Below are 14,691 nucleotides of genomic sequence, written 5' to 3' on the forward strand. Positions count from 1 at the left end.
TCAAAAACAAATTACAGCAAGCTGTAAATTTGTAGAAACTCCTTTAGATGAATGTCTCCATTGCACCAAGTTGGAAACCTTTTTTGCAAGCAGAATTTGAGAAACCCTATTTTCATGAACTTGCCACCTTTGTAAAGAGCGAATACCAAAATTATACGTGTTATCCTAAAGGTTCTGAGATTTTCTCAGCTTTTGACCATTGTCCGTTTCACGAAACCAAAGTGGTGATTATCGGACAAGATCCTTACCATGGACCGAATCAAGCCAACGGCTTATGCTTTTCGGTTAGAGATGGTGTACCGCATCCACCATCATTAAGCAATATTTTCAAGGAAATTAAATTCGATACCGGAAAAGAGTACCCAAAAAGTGGAAATTTAGAGCGGTGGGCAGAACAGGGGGTACTCCTTTTAAACGCGACCTTGACCGTTCGAGCCCATCAAGCGGGAAGCCATCAGAAAAAAGGCTGGGAAAAGTTCACTGATGTTGTTATCAAAACACTTTCGAAAGAACAAGAAGGTTTGATTTTTCTGCTTTGGGGCGGATTTGCTAAGAAAAAAACCGGTTTGGTCGATACAGCGAAGCATCATATACTAACATCGGGGCACCCTTCACCATTAAGTGCAAACAGAGGACTTTGGTTTGGAAATCAACACTTTAGTAAGACAAATGGCTTACTACAAAAGATGGATAAGGTAAAAATAGACTGGTAAAACCCTTAAATTCTTACAGTGCTTAAAATATCTTAAGAAATCGTACGTTATTTTTTTAGAAAAACGAATAAAATTCTTACAATATGGATATACTGAATACAATTTTGTTAGTTGATGATGACGATACTACAAACTTGCTTAACAAGTACTTCGCAGAAGCAATTGATGATACTATCGATGTTGTTACAGCAGTAAATGGTTTGGAAGCGCTTCAATTTTTGGAGAATAGTGATATTGAGGCCATAGGACCTTGTTTGATCATTCTTGATGTCATGATGCCGATTATGGATGGTTGGGAATTTCTTGAACTGTTTAACCAACGTTTTGATGCAAAATTCAAGGAACAGGTTACCATTTCTATTTTAACGGGTCTTGATGCCAATAAAATTGCGAAAAAGGCCAAGGAAAACCCACTAGTACAAGACACGGTAGAAAAGCCGTTGTCAGATGAAAAATTTAGGGCCTTAATAGGAAAACATTACGCTGAAAAACTAAGTCAATAAAGCACTACTGTCCTTAATTTCAGATATCAGGTCCAATTCAAAAAGTTGGACCTGGATTTTTTTAAGGATGTCCGGTTTTAACTGTGATTGGCCCCAATGCGTTTTTGATAACCAAATTTTAATATCCTCTAGTTTTTGGTCATAACGATTTGCCAATGTTCTATCGATACTCGGTATCAGTTTAAACTCTTCGGTATATAAATTTATGATTTCTAAGATATGCTTTAGCGCACCAGGTTGTTCTGAGGCAAATTTATTGGTAGTTGCGACTACAAAACAGGGCCAAAGGGTAGGGCAGTCCCCTAATCTTCTAAAAAGACCTTTATCCACTAGTGGTTTTGTCGTGAAATGTTCCCACATAAAATAGTCCGCTTCATTTTCTGTTAAACCTGCCACAGCACCCTGAAGATTGTTGATGATTTCAAACTTGAGGTCCTTAGTGCTCCAGTTTTGTTGTTTTGCGTGTACATATGCCATTAGATGACTGCCGCTACCGTATCTGCTTATTGCCGCTCTTGAACCTTCTAGGTCGTCAATAGTGTTAAAATCACTATTTGCAGCTACATGAATACCCCATAATAAGGGAGATTGAATGTATACCTGCGCTATTCGCGAAGGATTTCCGTCTGTGATACTTTTTACGATACCCTCGGTCAATATAATGGCCATGTCGGTTTCTTCATCTGCCAGCATTTGTGCCATTCTGCCGGTTCCTTCATGGATATCGGTCCATTCGAGGTCAATACCTCTTTCTTCAAAAGCACCTTCTTCAATGGCTAAATGCCATGGTAGATTAAAATGTTCGGGTACCCCGATGATGCTGACCTTCTTCATTGTAATTTTATTGCAAATTTCATGAAATTTTTTCTAAGCAGTATTGAATAAGCTGCTCAACAGTTCTAGCTGGATTTTTAGAAAATTTACCTGTAGCCCGATTGGCCAAAATAGCATTCATGGAGACCGCTCGGTGCCCCAAGATAGATGCTAAGCCATAAATTCCAGCGGTTTCCATTTCTAAATTGGTTACTTTTTTATCCTGAAAATTGAAAGCCATTAATTTTTGATGAAAGTCCTTCAATGCTGGACTTAGACGAATTCCTCGACCTTGTGGACCATAAAAACCTGCGTTGGTTACCGTGGTTCCAAATCGTATACGATTTGAATTTAGCTTATTTTTCAAAAGATCATCGCAGTCGAACGCATATGCCGTAATATGACGATTTTGCCAGCCTAAATAACTATTTAATTTTGATGCTAAAGTAATATTCTGCTCATCAGAGCAATTATAAAAATGCATTAATCCATCTAGACCGATTGCATGGGCACTTAATAAGAAAGAATCGATGTCGATATCTGGTTGAATAGCTCCAGATGTACCGATGCGTATAAAATTGAGTGCTATTTTTTTGTCCTTTTCTTCACGATTGCCAAAATCAATATTGACCAAGGCGTCCAATTCATTAAAAACGATATCGATATTGTCCGTTCCGATACCGGTTGAGATTACCGAGATGCGTTTTCCGTTTAAAATACCCGTATGGGTGTGAAATTCACGTTTTCCTTTTTTTACTTCAATGACATCAAAATGTTTTGATACATCATGAACTCGCTCAGGGTCACCCACTGTAATAATTGTTTCCGCAATATCTTCAGGAAGTAGGTTTAAATGATAAATACTGCCATCTGAATTAAGAATCAGCTCAGAAGCTGCTAATGGCATACTATAATTTTAAAATTCTTTCAGAAGCACTGTTATACAAGAAATTATACTTTAACGCGCCACCCAAATATGCCTCATTATCACGTATTTCTGCATAATAATTTGATTTTCCTTGGAGTACCTCTTTCCCTTTTTTGGTTAAACGAACCGGGCTAAAAGAACTGATCAAAGGCTTCATAGTAGTAAGTATTCTGTCATATTGTACATCTCCGAAACCATAAAAGCCTTGGTTGCCAAGTATTTTTCTCATGAATTCTAGACGTGAGCTGGATTTTTCATCGATCGCAAGATGTAATACCCGGTTTTCAACGCTATTAAGTCCGTTCTTAATGGTCGGAAAGCGTCGCAAATGTGCTTTTATAGCATCTGATAAATAATCGAACTTATAGTTCTGGTAATCCGTAAGGTTTTCTAAACGAATTGGGTTGTCGCTACAATACAACTGCCATACGTAATCTGCATATTCGATATCATCTTGAGAAAGTATTGTTCGTTTCTTGTATAAAGCGACCAGTTGTTCGTCGCTCAGCTGATTTAAGCTATATAATCTGTCCGTTTCATCTTCTTTGCCACTACAGACCAATGAAATCTCGGCATGTCTGCGGTGTGTTTTCAACCAACTTAGAACAGCAAGCATATTGATCTGGCAAAAAAGATCGTATTCGAACCAAAGTACAATTTGGTCTTGCTGCTTATGATTACAAAGGGACCGATACTCTTTTAAGGTTTTTTCAACAAACCAAGATTTCGATACTTTATAATTCTTGTTTAAAAATTCAAAACGGGTTTTCCAAAAGGATTCGCTACCAACGCTACTAAGGGTTTTACCTTCGCAAAGCATTTCGCGCCAGGTAATAATATCTCCCTTAAGAGGTAACGATTGTAACTTTTCAGTGAAACTGTCTCCATTGGTAATGTGCAACAGTGATTTCATCTTCAGTGTAGTTTACGTTAGTTAGGAATTCTAAATGTAGTATTTAAACGAAAAAGAGAAAAATTATTCCGGCAAAACATCGTTGTTTGACCGAAAAAATTAACAGATTATCGATAAAAACAATTTTAAACGCAACCATTTGTAATTTATCCGCCGACCCTTTTCACTTTAAAACCTTTTTGTTTTAAGAAATCCATGATTTTGTCGCGATAATCCCCCTGAATAATAATTGTTTCGTTTTTAAAGCTTCCTCCGACGCTTAAATAGGACTTCAGCTCTTTTGCCAACTTCTTAAAATCTGCATCTGAGCCGGTATACCCTTCTAAAATGGTTATTGGCTTGCCTTTTCGTTTTTCGTATTTGCAGATAATAGGTGCATCTTGCAACCAGTAGTCCGGTTTTTCAGGTTCTGGGGTGTTAGATTCCTCAGGAACATGGTCTGGGAATAAATTTTTGAGCTGGTCACTAATATCCATCTGCTTATTTTTTTACCAAGCCTAGTTCGATTAAACGCTCATGTAAATATGCTCCCGCGGTGATATCTTCAAACTGCTTCGGATTATTTTCGTCGATACAATCTTCTAAACAATTTAAGGGCATTTCACTAACCGGATGCATGAAAAACGGGATGGAATACCTTGAAGTTCCCCATAATTCCCGAGGTGGATTTACCACTTGATGAATGGTGGATTTTAATTTATTGTTGGTCAGTCTAGAAAGCATATCTCCAACATTGATCATGAGTTGGTCCGGCCGCGCTATCGCATCGACCCATTCGCCTTTATGATTTTTGACTTGTAAACCTTTACCATGCGCTCCCATCAATAAGGTGATGAGATTAATGTCTCCATGTGCCGCTGCGCGCACCGCATTTTTCGGTTCTGAGGTTATTGGAGGATAATGGATTGGGCGTAAAATAGAGTTCCCATTTTTGATCCATTCATCAAAATAAGTTTCCTCCAAATCGAGATGTAAGGCCAACGCGCGTAAAACGTATTTTGCGGTCTTCTCTAACATCTGATAGGTCTCTTTACCTACAGCGTTGAATTCTGGAAGTTCTTTTACCATAACATTATCCGGATATTCTGCTTCCAATTTAGGATTGTTCTCCACATATTGTCCAAAATGCCAGAATTCCTTTAAGTCCCCCTCCTTTCTCCCTTTGGCATGTTCCTTACCAAAAGAGGTATAGCCTCGTTGGCCCCCAATGCCTTCAATTTCATAAGAGTCTTTTATTTCTTGTGCCAGTGCAAAGAACTTTTTGATTTCATCGTATAAATTCTTGACCAATTCCTCGGACAGAAAATGCCCGCTAAGTGCAACGAAACCAATATCTTCAAAAGCTGCGCCGATATCATTTGTGAATTTCTTTTTTCTATTTGGGTCTTCTGATATAAAGTCCTCTAAATTTACACTTGGTATTGCGCTCATGGTAGCTTGTTTAAGAGTTTCAAATTTAAGAAATCTCAATCAACCATTTTAAAAATTAGACCGCATCTGACCTTTTTATTACTTTTAACCCGCTTGAAATTTTTTATATGCGATACCATATTGGCGATTTTGATAATGAAGTTTTAATTCAGCTCTACGAGCGAATGCTTAAGCCTAGAATGATTGAAGAGAAAATGCTTATTCTGCTTCGTCAGGGTAAAATTTCGAAATGGTTCAGCGGTATCGGTCAAGAAGCGATTTCGGTGGGTGTCGCTTCCGCTTTAAAGAATGAAGAATACATTCTTCCAATGCATCGAAACCTTGGTGTTTTTACGACTAGGAACGTTCCTTTAAATCGATTGTTCGCCCAATGGCAAGGCAAGGCCAGCGGATTTACCAAAGGCCGCGACCGAAGTTTTCATTTTGGTAGTCAAGAACATAAAATAGTGGGCATGATTTCACATTTAGGTCCACAACTTGGTGTTGCCGATGGTATTGCCCTAGCGGATTCTTTACGACGAAAGAAACGGGTAACCGCTGTTTTTACGGGAGAAGGCGCTACAAGCGAGGGAGATTTTCACGAGGCATTGAATGTGGCTTCGGTGTGGAATTTGCCAGTGCTCTTTTGTATCGAGAACAATGGTTATGGGCTCTCGACCCCAACGAACGAGCAATATAATTGTGAGCATCTGGCCGATAGGGCCAAAGGGTATGGCATGGAGTGCCGTATCATTGAAGGGAACAACATTCTTGAGGTCTATTCTAAAGTAAGCGAACTGTGCAAGGCCATACGAAAGAGGCCGCGACCGGTCTTTTTGGAGTTTAAAACCTTTAGGATGCGCGGACATGAAGAAGCAAGCGGAACGAAATATGTGCCAGAAAAATTAATGGCTAAATGGGCAAAAAAAGACCCTATTTCAAACTATGAGACTTTTTTGCTAGAGAAAAAGGTACTGACCTCAGCATACATAGAAAACCTGAAAGCAGAAATAACGGAAGAAATCAACTCGAATCTAGAGTTGGCCTTTAATGAAGAGCCGATTTCATCAACATTAAGTAATGAAATAGGTGATGTGTATCAGAGTTTTGAAAATGAAATAGTTAAACCTTCTGAAAATACTTCAAATATTCGTTTTGTAGATGCTATATCAAACGGATTGCGACAGTCGATGGAACGCCACAACGAACTCATTATAATGGGGCAAGATGTTGCGGAATATGGAGGGGTCTTTAAAATAACCGAAGGTTTTACAAAAGAATTTGGCCGTAGTAGGGTAAGAAATACCCCTATTTGCGAATCTGCCATTGTTTCTGCAGCTATGGGGCTATCCATCAATGGTATGAAAGCCGTCGTTGAAATGCAGTTTGCCGATTTTGTCACCTCTGGTTTTAATCCCGTGGTGAATTATTTGGCCAAAGTTCATTATCGTTGGGGGCAGAATGCGGATGTAGTTGTTCGGATGCCTTGTGGAGGTGGAGTTGGCGCTGGTCCGTTTCACTCTCAAACTAATGAGGCGTGGTTTACCAAAACTCCAGGACTTAAGGTGGTGTATCCTGCTTTCCCTAAAGATGCCAAGGGATTACTAATAACTTCTATTAACGACCCGAATCCAGTATTGTTTTTTGAACATAAAGGGCTGTATAGAAGTGTTTATGGTGATGTTCCCGATGATTATTATACATTACCTCTTGGCAAGGCCAGTATTTTACGAACTGGCAACGCGGTAAGTATTGTGAGCTATGGTGCTGGAGTGCATTGGGCCTTGGAAACACTTGAAAAACATCCTGAAATAGATGCGGAACTCATCGATTTAAGAACGCTTCAACCCCTTGATGTAGATACGATCTATGAATCCGTAAAGAAAACGGGCAGGCTTATCATTCTTCAAGAAGATTCCCTATTTGGGGGCATTGCAAGTGACATTTCGGCTTTGGTCATGGAAAACTGCTTTGAGTATCTTGATGCCCCTGTAAAAAGGGTTGCAAGCTTAGAGACTCCTATCCCTTTCGCAGCAAACTTAGAGGCCGATTACCTTCCCAAAAAACGTTTCGAGGAAAATTTACTCGAATTAATGGCCTATTAGCGTATGCGTTAATATTTATAGTATTTCAGGTACCTCAAGAAATCAATTTCACGCAATTTTGTTGGCATGGCGATTGGGCTGTGTTTTATCGTTTTTAACAAAAATTAACATATAGCCGTAATCGATTTTTGAATAGGAACGTATATACAACAAATACTAAAACTTTAACTATGACTAAAATGAAAGTAATGAGCATGTTAATACTAGTAGGTCTAGTAGCTTCATGTTCGGTCTCTAAATCTGCGAGACAACAACGAAATTTATTGAGCGGTACTTGGGAGCTGAACGATGTCTCTTATGAAAACAATGATGGTGCTTTTAAGTCTGTCATTTTCGGAGATGCCCAAGATATTTGTTTTGAAGGGAGCAATTGGTTCTTCAGGGACAATAACAGTACTGGCCGTTATACCATAAAAAATGGTTCGCTTTGTCAAGGTGGAGACCGTTTTATTCGTTGGTCGGTAATTGAGCCTGCCGATAGGTTAAGCCAGCTGCAGTTCAAGTTTATCGATGAGAAGCGAAAAGACGTTTCTGGAGGTAGAGGATACCGATTGGATATTGCCAATCTAAATGAACAGACGATGACCTTGAAGTCAAACGTGTCGGTTGATGGCCAGCCCGTAACTATAGTTTATGAATTCACAAGAAAATAAAAGAAAGATGAGAAAAAATATAAGAAAGAGTGCAGCTTTACTAATGGTTTTAAGTCTTGTAGTGAGCTGTAATGCCGTAAAAAACGCAAACAATAAACAAAAGGGTGCCGTAATCGGTGCAAGTGGTGGCGCTGTAATCGGTGGTGTTATCGGAAATAATGTTGGAAAAGGAAATACGGCCTTAGGGGCCATTATCGGTGCCGTTGTCGGTGGTGCAGCCGGTGGTTATATTGGAAATCGAATGGATAAACAGGCAGAACGAATCGAAGAGGAAATTCCTGGTGCAGAAGTTACGAGAGTAGGCGAGGGGATTAATGTGACCTTTACCGAAGACGCCGGGGTCTATTTTGATACAAGCAGGTCTGATGTCAAAGGAACATCTGCAACTACTTTGGATAAACTTGCCGGTATTTTTCAAGAGTATCCAAATTCTAATGTATTGGTAGAAGGCCATACGGATAGTGCAGGTAGTGAAGAGTATAACTGGAAGTTGTCGCAGCAACGTGCGGAGTCGGTAACCAATTATTTGGTAAGCAAAGGAATTTCTGCGAATAGATTTTCCACCAAATGGTATGGTGAAACACAACCAAAAGAAAGTAATGAAACTGCTGCAGGTAAAGCAAAGAACAGGCGAGTAGAATTAGCAATTATCGCCAGTGAAGCATTGAAACAAGAAGCAATGCAGAAAACAAAAGGATAAGCAAATAAACACCCCACAACAAAATCCCGACTCGCAATAGTCGGGATTTTTGTTTTTATACGGTATCTTCAAAACGTGGAAAAATACGACGTCATAATTGTTGGGGGTGGTCTCGCAGGATTGACTGCGGCAATACACTTAAAGCAAAAGGGCCGCAGTGTTTTGGTGGTAGAGAAGAACAATTATCCCAACCATAAGGTATGCGGAGAATATGTGTCCAATGAAGTGCTTCCTTATCTCGAATCCTTAGGAGTAAATTTGAATACTGAAAACACGGTCACTATCGATACTTTGCAAATGAGCACCGGGTCCGGAAAAAGTATTCGCACCAAACTTCCTTTAGGCGGATTTGGAATTAGCCGTTATACGTTTGATAATCTGTTATATCAAAAAGCAAAGGCTATGCAGGTAGATTTTGCCTTTAAAACTGCTGATGACATTTGTTATAAAGAGAATCAATTTGAGGTAAGGGTTTCAGCTGATGAAAATTATACAGGTGCCATAGTTATTGGAGCTTATGGAAAAAGATCGGGATTGGATAAAAAGCTAAACCGAAGATTTATACAGCAGAAATCACCTTGGCTTGGCGTCAAATGCCATTATGAGTTCAATGATTTTCCTTCTAATCGAGTTGCCCTGCATAATTTTTATGGAGGTTACGGTGGTTTGTCGAAAACCGAGGATGGAAGTATCAATTTCTGCTATCTTGCTAATTTTAAAAGCTTTAAACAGTATGGTTCTATCGAAGAATTTAATTCAAAAGTAGTTTCAAAGAACCCGTTTCTTGGTGATTTCTTGGCCAGTGCGAAGCCTAAATTCAAAAAGCCGGTGAGTATCGCCCAGATTTCCTTTGAAAAGAAACAATCCGTTCAAAATCATGTCTTAATGTGCGGTGATAGTGCTGGTTTAATCCATCCGCTTTGCGGTAATGGTATGGCAATGGCGATACATAGTGCTAAAATAGCCGCAGAATGCATTTTAGATTATTTAAAAGAGAGTAATCCAAATAGAGATAAGCTAGAAAAAAGTTATGCCAGTCTTTGGAGAAAAGAATTTGAAGGGCGATTACGAATGGGGAGAACGGTACAGCGTGTTCTTATGAGCAATACGGCTTCTGAAATAGCACTAGGTACAATCGCAAAGTCTGAAAAAATACTGCAATCGATGATTAAACGCACCCATGGAAACCCTATATTAGTCTAATGCAGTTGACAATGAGAAATACGGAAATGGAGTTGATGGACAATCCCGAATTGGGAGTTCAAGAGCTTAAAGAAGTATTTAAGGACATCAATCGGGTCAATGCAGTGCTGGGCGGAAGCAAAATTAGTATCGATGGCCTACATGAATTGCTGAAAAGCAGTTCTTATCAATCGTATACGATTTTGGATATGGGTTGCGGCGACGGTTACATGCTTCGGGAGGCGGCATTATTCTTAAGAAAACAAGACATCAAAGCTGAACTTATAGGGATGGATTTGCGTCAGGATATCCTTTCGATTGCTAAGGAAGCGTCTAAGGATTTTCCTGAAATCTCCTATGTAAAACAAGATGTTTTGGCATTAAATCCAGAAAAATTTCAGTGCGATGTGCTGCTTTGTACTCTCACAATGCATCATTTTAATAATGACGAAATTTCCGTTTTTTTAGACAAGTTTATTTCGATTTCAAGACTTGGCGTCGTTATCAATGATTTGCAAAGAAGTCGATTGGCCTGTTATCTTTTTAAAGTGTTCAGATTTTTTTTCTTGAAAACCAAAATTGCCAAAAAAGACGGGTTGACCTCCATAAAAAGTGGTTTCTTGAAATCAGAATTACAGCAATTCGCAAAAAAAATACCGAACGTTATTCATAGAATTGAATGGAAATGGGCTTTTCGTTATGTATGGATAATGCAAACCAATCGACTAAACTAATTTATGAGCGAAGTTAAAATAGTTGGAGTTTCAAAAGAATTGCCGGCATACTGCAGAACTACAGAAGCTATCATACCCTTCGTTAATCTTTGGCTTTCTGGGCAAGAAGACCGTTTTAGAAGAAAGGTGGTCAAGATTTTTAAAGGGGCAGGCGTGGACAAGCGCTATGGCATCATGAATATCGATGAAGTTTTCAATGCGACTTCGTTTGAGGCCAAAAATGCTATTTACGTTCGCGAAGTCAAAAAACTTGGCGTGAATTGCCTGGCCAAGGCCTTGAAAAAAAACAATTGGGAAGCCAATTCTTTGGACTATATCATTACGGTGAGTTGCACCGGTATTATGATACCTTCGTTAGATGCCTACTTAATTAATGAACTAGGTCTTAAACAAGACGTGGTGCGCCTGCCGGTAACAGAAATGGGCTGTGCCGCCGGGGTGTCGGGTTTGATATATGCATCACACTTTCTAAAGAATAGTCCTGGTAAAAGAGCAGCGGTAGTCGCCGTTGAAAGTCCTACGGCTACTTTTCAGCTCAACGATTTCTCCATGGCCAATATGGTAAGTGCAGCAATTTTTGGTGATGGTGCAGCTTGTGTCTTACTTTCTTCGGAGGAGGAAGCCGAAGGGCCAAAGTTTTGTGGTGAGGAAATGTACCATTTTCAAGATGCTACACATATGATGGGTTTTGATTTGACCAATACAGGTCTAAAAATGATTCTAGACCCTGCGGTTCCTGAGGTTATTGCAGAACACTTTCCAAAGATTGTACATCCCTTTTTAGAAAAACAAAATAGTTCTATCGAAAAAGTGGACCACTTGATTTTTCATCCTGGAGGGCGTAAAATTGTACAGACGGTTGAGGATTTGTTTGGTAAATTAGGGAAGGAGATTAACGATACTCGTGAAGTGCTCAGAAATTATGGCAATATGAGCAGTTGTACTGTCCTGTATGTTTTAGAGCAGTTTTTAGAGAAAGAAATAGCAAGCGGGGAACAAGGCCTTATTTTAAGTTTTGGTCCTGGTTTTTCTGCACAACGTGTTTTAATAGAATGGTAATGAATTTGGATGATGAATATCCTTGGGCTTTAATTCTTGGCGGTAGCAGCGGCCTTGGTCTGGCAACAGCAAAAAAGCTAGGTTCGGAAGGCTATAATCTGATTGTGATCCATAGAGACCGCAAGTCCGACTTAGAAACAATCGATAAGGCCTTTAAAGAGATTATTCAAAGTGGTGTTCGTTGTATCGGTTATAACGTAGATGCTACGAATACTGAGAAACAACAACACCTCATTGTTGAAATAGTACAATTATTGCAAAGCGCTAGCATAAAAGTTTTGGTGCATAGTATTGCCAAGGGCAATTTAAAACCAATGTATTCCAATGATTCCTTAGAGTTGCACAATCAAGATTTTCAATTGACCATCAATGCGATGGCCCTGAGTTTGTATGATTGGGTGAAATTATTGGTTAAAAATGGATTGTTTTCTGAAGATGCACGAATTATTGCCTTTACCAGTGAAGGAAATAGTAAGGCTTGGCCGAATTATGCGGCAGTCGCTGCAGCCAAGGTAGCCTTAGAGGCTATTGTTAGAAATATTGCACTTGAATTCGCTCCGATCGGTATTAAAGCGAATTGTATTCAAGCGGGAGTGACCGACACGAAATCGATGCGAATGATTCCCAATAGTGATATAATTGTTGAAGAGGCCCTGAAACGAAATCCTAATGGACGGTTGACAAGGCCAGAAGATGTCGCGGATGCTGCGTTTCTGCTTACAAAAGAAGAGGCCAAGTGGATTACCGGAACGGTTCTGAAGGTAGATGGAGGTGAAAGTTTACGGTAGATTTTGTCACACTGAGCTTGTCGAAGTGTTGAAAAAGATGGTGCCGTTTAACTGTCACACTGAGCTTGTCGAAGTGACATAATTAATTTAATAAAACAAAAGCGCTTATATCGAGCCCGCCAAAGCATTAAGTGATATTAGAAAGACCCATGAAAAAGTACTTTGTCTATATCTTATTGTGTTCTGATAGATCCTATTACACTGGTGTAACCAACGACGTTTATTTAAGGGAGGAACAACATAATAAAGGAATAGATAAGAAGGCATATACCTTTAATCGCCGACCCGTGAAGTTGGTTTGGTTTCAAGAATTTGTGAATCCTGACCGGGCTATAGCGAAAGAAAAGCAGCTAAAAGGGTGGAGCAGAAAAAAGAAAGAAGCTTTGATAAATAACAATTTAGAAGGTTTGCCCGAGCTATCTCGAAATAGTCTTCGACAGCACTTCGACAAGCTCAGTGTGACAGCTCAGACAGACAATTTTCAATCAATTATAGAAAAGCTACCCTACCAAAATCCGTTTCTTTTTGTTGATTCGCTGAGTGTAGTCAATGAAAATGGGGTAGTCGGGGAGTATACTTTTAAAGCCGATGCTGGTTTTTACAAGGGGCATTTTAAAAATTTTCCGGTCACCCCTGGAGTTTTATTAACGGAATGCTGCGCTCAAATAGGGCTGGTATGCTTGGGAATATATTTTTTAGGCAAGGATATGGATAAGGACTTGAAAATAGGGCTTTCAAGCTCTGATATGGAGTTTCTACAACCAGTTTATCCTAATGAAAGGGTCACTGTACGGTCCGAATTGGTTTATTTTCGATTTCACAAACTCAAATGCAAGGTTAAGATGTACAATGCAAAAAACGAGGTAGTTTGTAAAGGGGTTATTTCAGGAATGTTCAAAGCCTCTCATGATGAAAAATAGAGTGGTAATAACCGGCCTTGGGGTATGCGCACCTAACGGAACGGGCATTCCTTCCTTTTCAAAGGCTATGGATGAGGGTGCTAGCGGCATTCATTTTTTTGAAGAATTAAAAAATCTAAATTTTTCGTGTCAAGTTGCTGGAAAACCGAATATTAAAGAGATTAACCTTAATAATTACTTTAGTAAAGTACAACTGAAAGATTTAAACTCAAGCGGACTTGTTTACGGTGTGATTTCAGGATTGGATGCATGGAAAGATGCCGGACTTGAAAGACAGGGTCAAGAAAATCAGCCAGATTGGGAAAGCGGAATCATTTTTGGAACCGGAATTCTAGGTGTAGATAAGTTTCGAGAATCGATATATAAACTGGATGAGGGAAACGTACGAAGATTGGGCAGTACTTCGGTAGTACAGACCATGGCAAGTGGAATCAGTGCCTATCTAGGCGGTATTTTAGGCACTGGTAATCAGGTGACGACCAATTCGTCTGCCTGTACCACAGGTACCGAAGCTATTCTAATGGGTTATGAACGAATAAAATCAGGAAGTGCAAAACGAATGTTGGTCGGGAGTTGTAGTGATAGTGGCCCTTATGTTTGGGGTGGTTTTGATGCCATGCGTATTCTTCCAAGAAAATTCAATGATAATCCCAAAGCTGCAAGCAGGCCCATGAGTGCTTCGGCATCGGGTTTTGTGCCAGGCAGTGGGGCAGGGGCACTGGTACTGGAATCTCTTGAAAGCGCCTTGGACCGCGGATCTGCAATTTATGCCGAACTATTGGGCGGTGCTGTAAATAGTGGCGGACAGCGGGCCGGAGGCAGTATGACAGCCCCAAATAATGAGGCCGTTCAACGATGTATACAAGAGGCGGTTAAGAATTCAAATATCGACGTCAAAGCTATTGATACGATTAACGGGCATTTGACCGCTACGACCAAGGATGCTACGGAAATTCAGAATTGGAGTAAAGCCTTAGGGTTATCCGGAAGCGATTTTCCCTTAATAAATTCATTCAAAGGCCACTTTGGGCATTGTCTTGCGGCTGCAGGTAGCATAGAAAGTGTTGGTTGTGTGTTGCAATTAAAAGAACAAAAGGTTTATGGGAACCTCAATAGTGAGGATTTGCATCCCGAAATTGAAAGATTGATTTATGTAGATAACATACCGCAAACAACCATTGAAAAACCAATAAAAATAGTGGCAAAAGCGAGTTTTGGTTTTGGCGATGTGAATTCCTGTATTATTTTTAGCACCTATTCAAAATAAAAG

16 protein-coding genes are annotated in these 14,691 nt (G+C 39.7%); 11 read left to right on the top strand and 5 right to left on the bottom strand.

Features of this window, described 5'->3' with window-relative positions:
* Positions 1-47 precede the first annotated feature (47 nt).
* Positions 48-713, top strand: coding sequence for a uracil-DNA glycosylase (locus ACFSQJ_RS01260; RefSeq protein ID WP_377764933.1), 666 nt, complete (start codon positions 48-50; stop codon positions 711-713).
* Positions 714-796: 83 nt separating this feature from the next.
* A complete protein-coding gene (locus tag ACFSQJ_RS01265) occupies positions 797-1,216 on the top strand; it encodes a response regulator (RefSeq protein ID WP_377764934.1) in 420 nt (139 codons plus the stop codon).
* Here ACFSQJ_RS01265 and ACFSQJ_RS01270 read toward each other — a convergent pair.
* From ACFSQJ_RS01270 to ACFSQJ_RS01290, 5 genes are all read right to left on the bottom strand, one after another.
* The gene (locus ACFSQJ_RS01270; protein WP_377764935.1) at positions 1,205-2,050 is read right to left on the bottom strand and encodes a substrate-binding domain-containing protein; all 846 of its coding nucleotides are present in this window, start codon (positions 2,048-2,050) and stop codon (positions 1,205-1,207) included. The genes ACFSQJ_RS01265 and ACFSQJ_RS01270 overlap by 12 nt on opposite strands.
* A gap of 19 nt (positions 2,051-2,069) precedes the next feature.
* Complete coding sequence (locus ACFSQJ_RS01275) at positions 2,070-2,936, bottom strand: nucleoside phosphorylase (protein ID WP_377764936.1); 867 nt, start codon at positions 2,934-2,936, stop codon at positions 2,070-2,072.
* A 1-nt stretch (position 2,937) separates the two neighbouring features.
* Positions 2,938-3,870: a DUF1835 domain-containing protein gene (locus ACFSQJ_RS01280; protein ID WP_377764937.1), complete on the bottom strand. Its 933-nt coding sequence runs from the start codon at positions 3,868-3,870 to the stop codon at positions 2,938-2,940.
* Between the two features lie 146 nt (positions 3,871-4,016).
* Positions 4,017-4,346 (bottom strand): translation initiation factor, encoded by a 330-nt coding sequence (locus ACFSQJ_RS01285; protein WP_377764938.1) that lies wholly within the window; start codon positions 4,344-4,346, stop codon positions 4,017-4,019.
* A 4-nt stretch (positions 4,347-4,350) separates the two neighbouring features.
* Positions 4,351-5,301: an isopenicillin N synthase family dioxygenase gene (locus tag ACFSQJ_RS01290; RefSeq protein WP_377764939.1), complete on the bottom strand. Its 951-nt coding sequence runs from the start codon at positions 5,299-5,301 to the stop codon at positions 4,351-4,353.
* A 107-nt stretch (positions 5,302-5,408) separates the two neighbouring features.
* Between ACFSQJ_RS01290 and ACFSQJ_RS01295 the strand changes: the two genes are divergently transcribed.
* From ACFSQJ_RS01295 to ACFSQJ_RS01335, 9 genes are all read left to right on the top strand, one after another.
* Positions 5,409-7,385, top strand: a complete 1,977-nt coding sequence (locus ACFSQJ_RS01295; RefSeq protein ID WP_377764940.1) for an alpha-ketoacid dehydrogenase subunit alpha/beta — start codon at positions 5,409-5,411, stop codon at positions 7,383-7,385.
* Positions 7,386-7,555: 170 nt separating this feature from the next.
* Positions 7,556-8,038, top strand: a complete 483-nt coding sequence (locus ACFSQJ_RS01300; RefSeq protein WP_377764941.1) for a lipocalin-like domain-containing protein — start codon at positions 7,556-7,558, stop codon at positions 8,036-8,038.
* 7 nt (positions 8,039-8,045) lie between these two features.
* Positions 8,046-8,738, top strand: a complete 693-nt coding sequence (locus ACFSQJ_RS01305; RefSeq protein WP_377764942.1) for an OmpA family protein — start codon at positions 8,046-8,048, stop codon at positions 8,736-8,738.
* Positions 8,739-8,813: 75 nt separating this feature from the next.
* Entirely contained in the window at positions 8,814-9,941 is a 1,128-nt protein-coding gene (locus ACFSQJ_RS01310; RefSeq protein WP_377764943.1) for an NAD(P)/FAD-dependent oxidoreductase, read from the top strand.
* An 11-nt stretch (positions 9,942-9,952) separates the two neighbouring features.
* Positions 9,953-10,654: a methyltransferase domain-containing protein gene (locus ACFSQJ_RS01315; protein ID WP_377764944.1), complete on the top strand. Its 702-nt coding sequence runs from the start codon at positions 9,953-9,955 to the stop codon at positions 10,652-10,654.
* A 3-nt stretch (positions 10,655-10,657) separates the two neighbouring features.
* On the top strand, positions 10,658-11,713 hold the full coding sequence (locus ACFSQJ_RS01320; protein ID WP_377764945.1) for a type III polyketide synthase: 1,056 nt from the start codon (positions 10,658-10,660) through the stop codon (positions 11,711-11,713).
* Positions 11,713-12,501, top strand: a complete 789-nt coding sequence (locus tag ACFSQJ_RS01325) for an SDR family oxidoreductase (protein ID WP_377764946.1) — start codon at positions 11,713-11,715, stop codon at positions 12,499-12,501. The genes ACFSQJ_RS01320 and ACFSQJ_RS01325 overlap by 1 nt, the downstream gene beginning before the upstream one ends.
* Before the next feature lie 149 nt (positions 12,502-12,650).
* On the top strand, positions 12,651-13,421 hold the full coding sequence (locus ACFSQJ_RS01330) for a GIY-YIG nuclease family protein (protein WP_377764948.1): 771 nt from the start codon (positions 12,651-12,653) through the stop codon (positions 13,419-13,421).
* On the top strand, positions 13,411-14,688 hold the full coding sequence (locus ACFSQJ_RS01335) for a beta-ketoacyl-[acyl-carrier-protein] synthase family protein (RefSeq protein WP_377765159.1): 1,278 nt from the start codon (positions 13,411-13,413) through the stop codon (positions 14,686-14,688). The genes ACFSQJ_RS01330 and ACFSQJ_RS01335 overlap by 11 nt, the downstream gene beginning before the upstream one ends.
* Positions 14,689-14,691 lie beyond the last annotated feature (3 nt).

The organism is Croceitalea marina (assembly GCF_042684265.1).
In the GTDB taxonomy this organism is placed as follows: Bacteria; Bacteroidota; Bacteroidia; order Flavobacteriales; family Flavobacteriaceae; genus Croceitalea; species Croceitalea marina.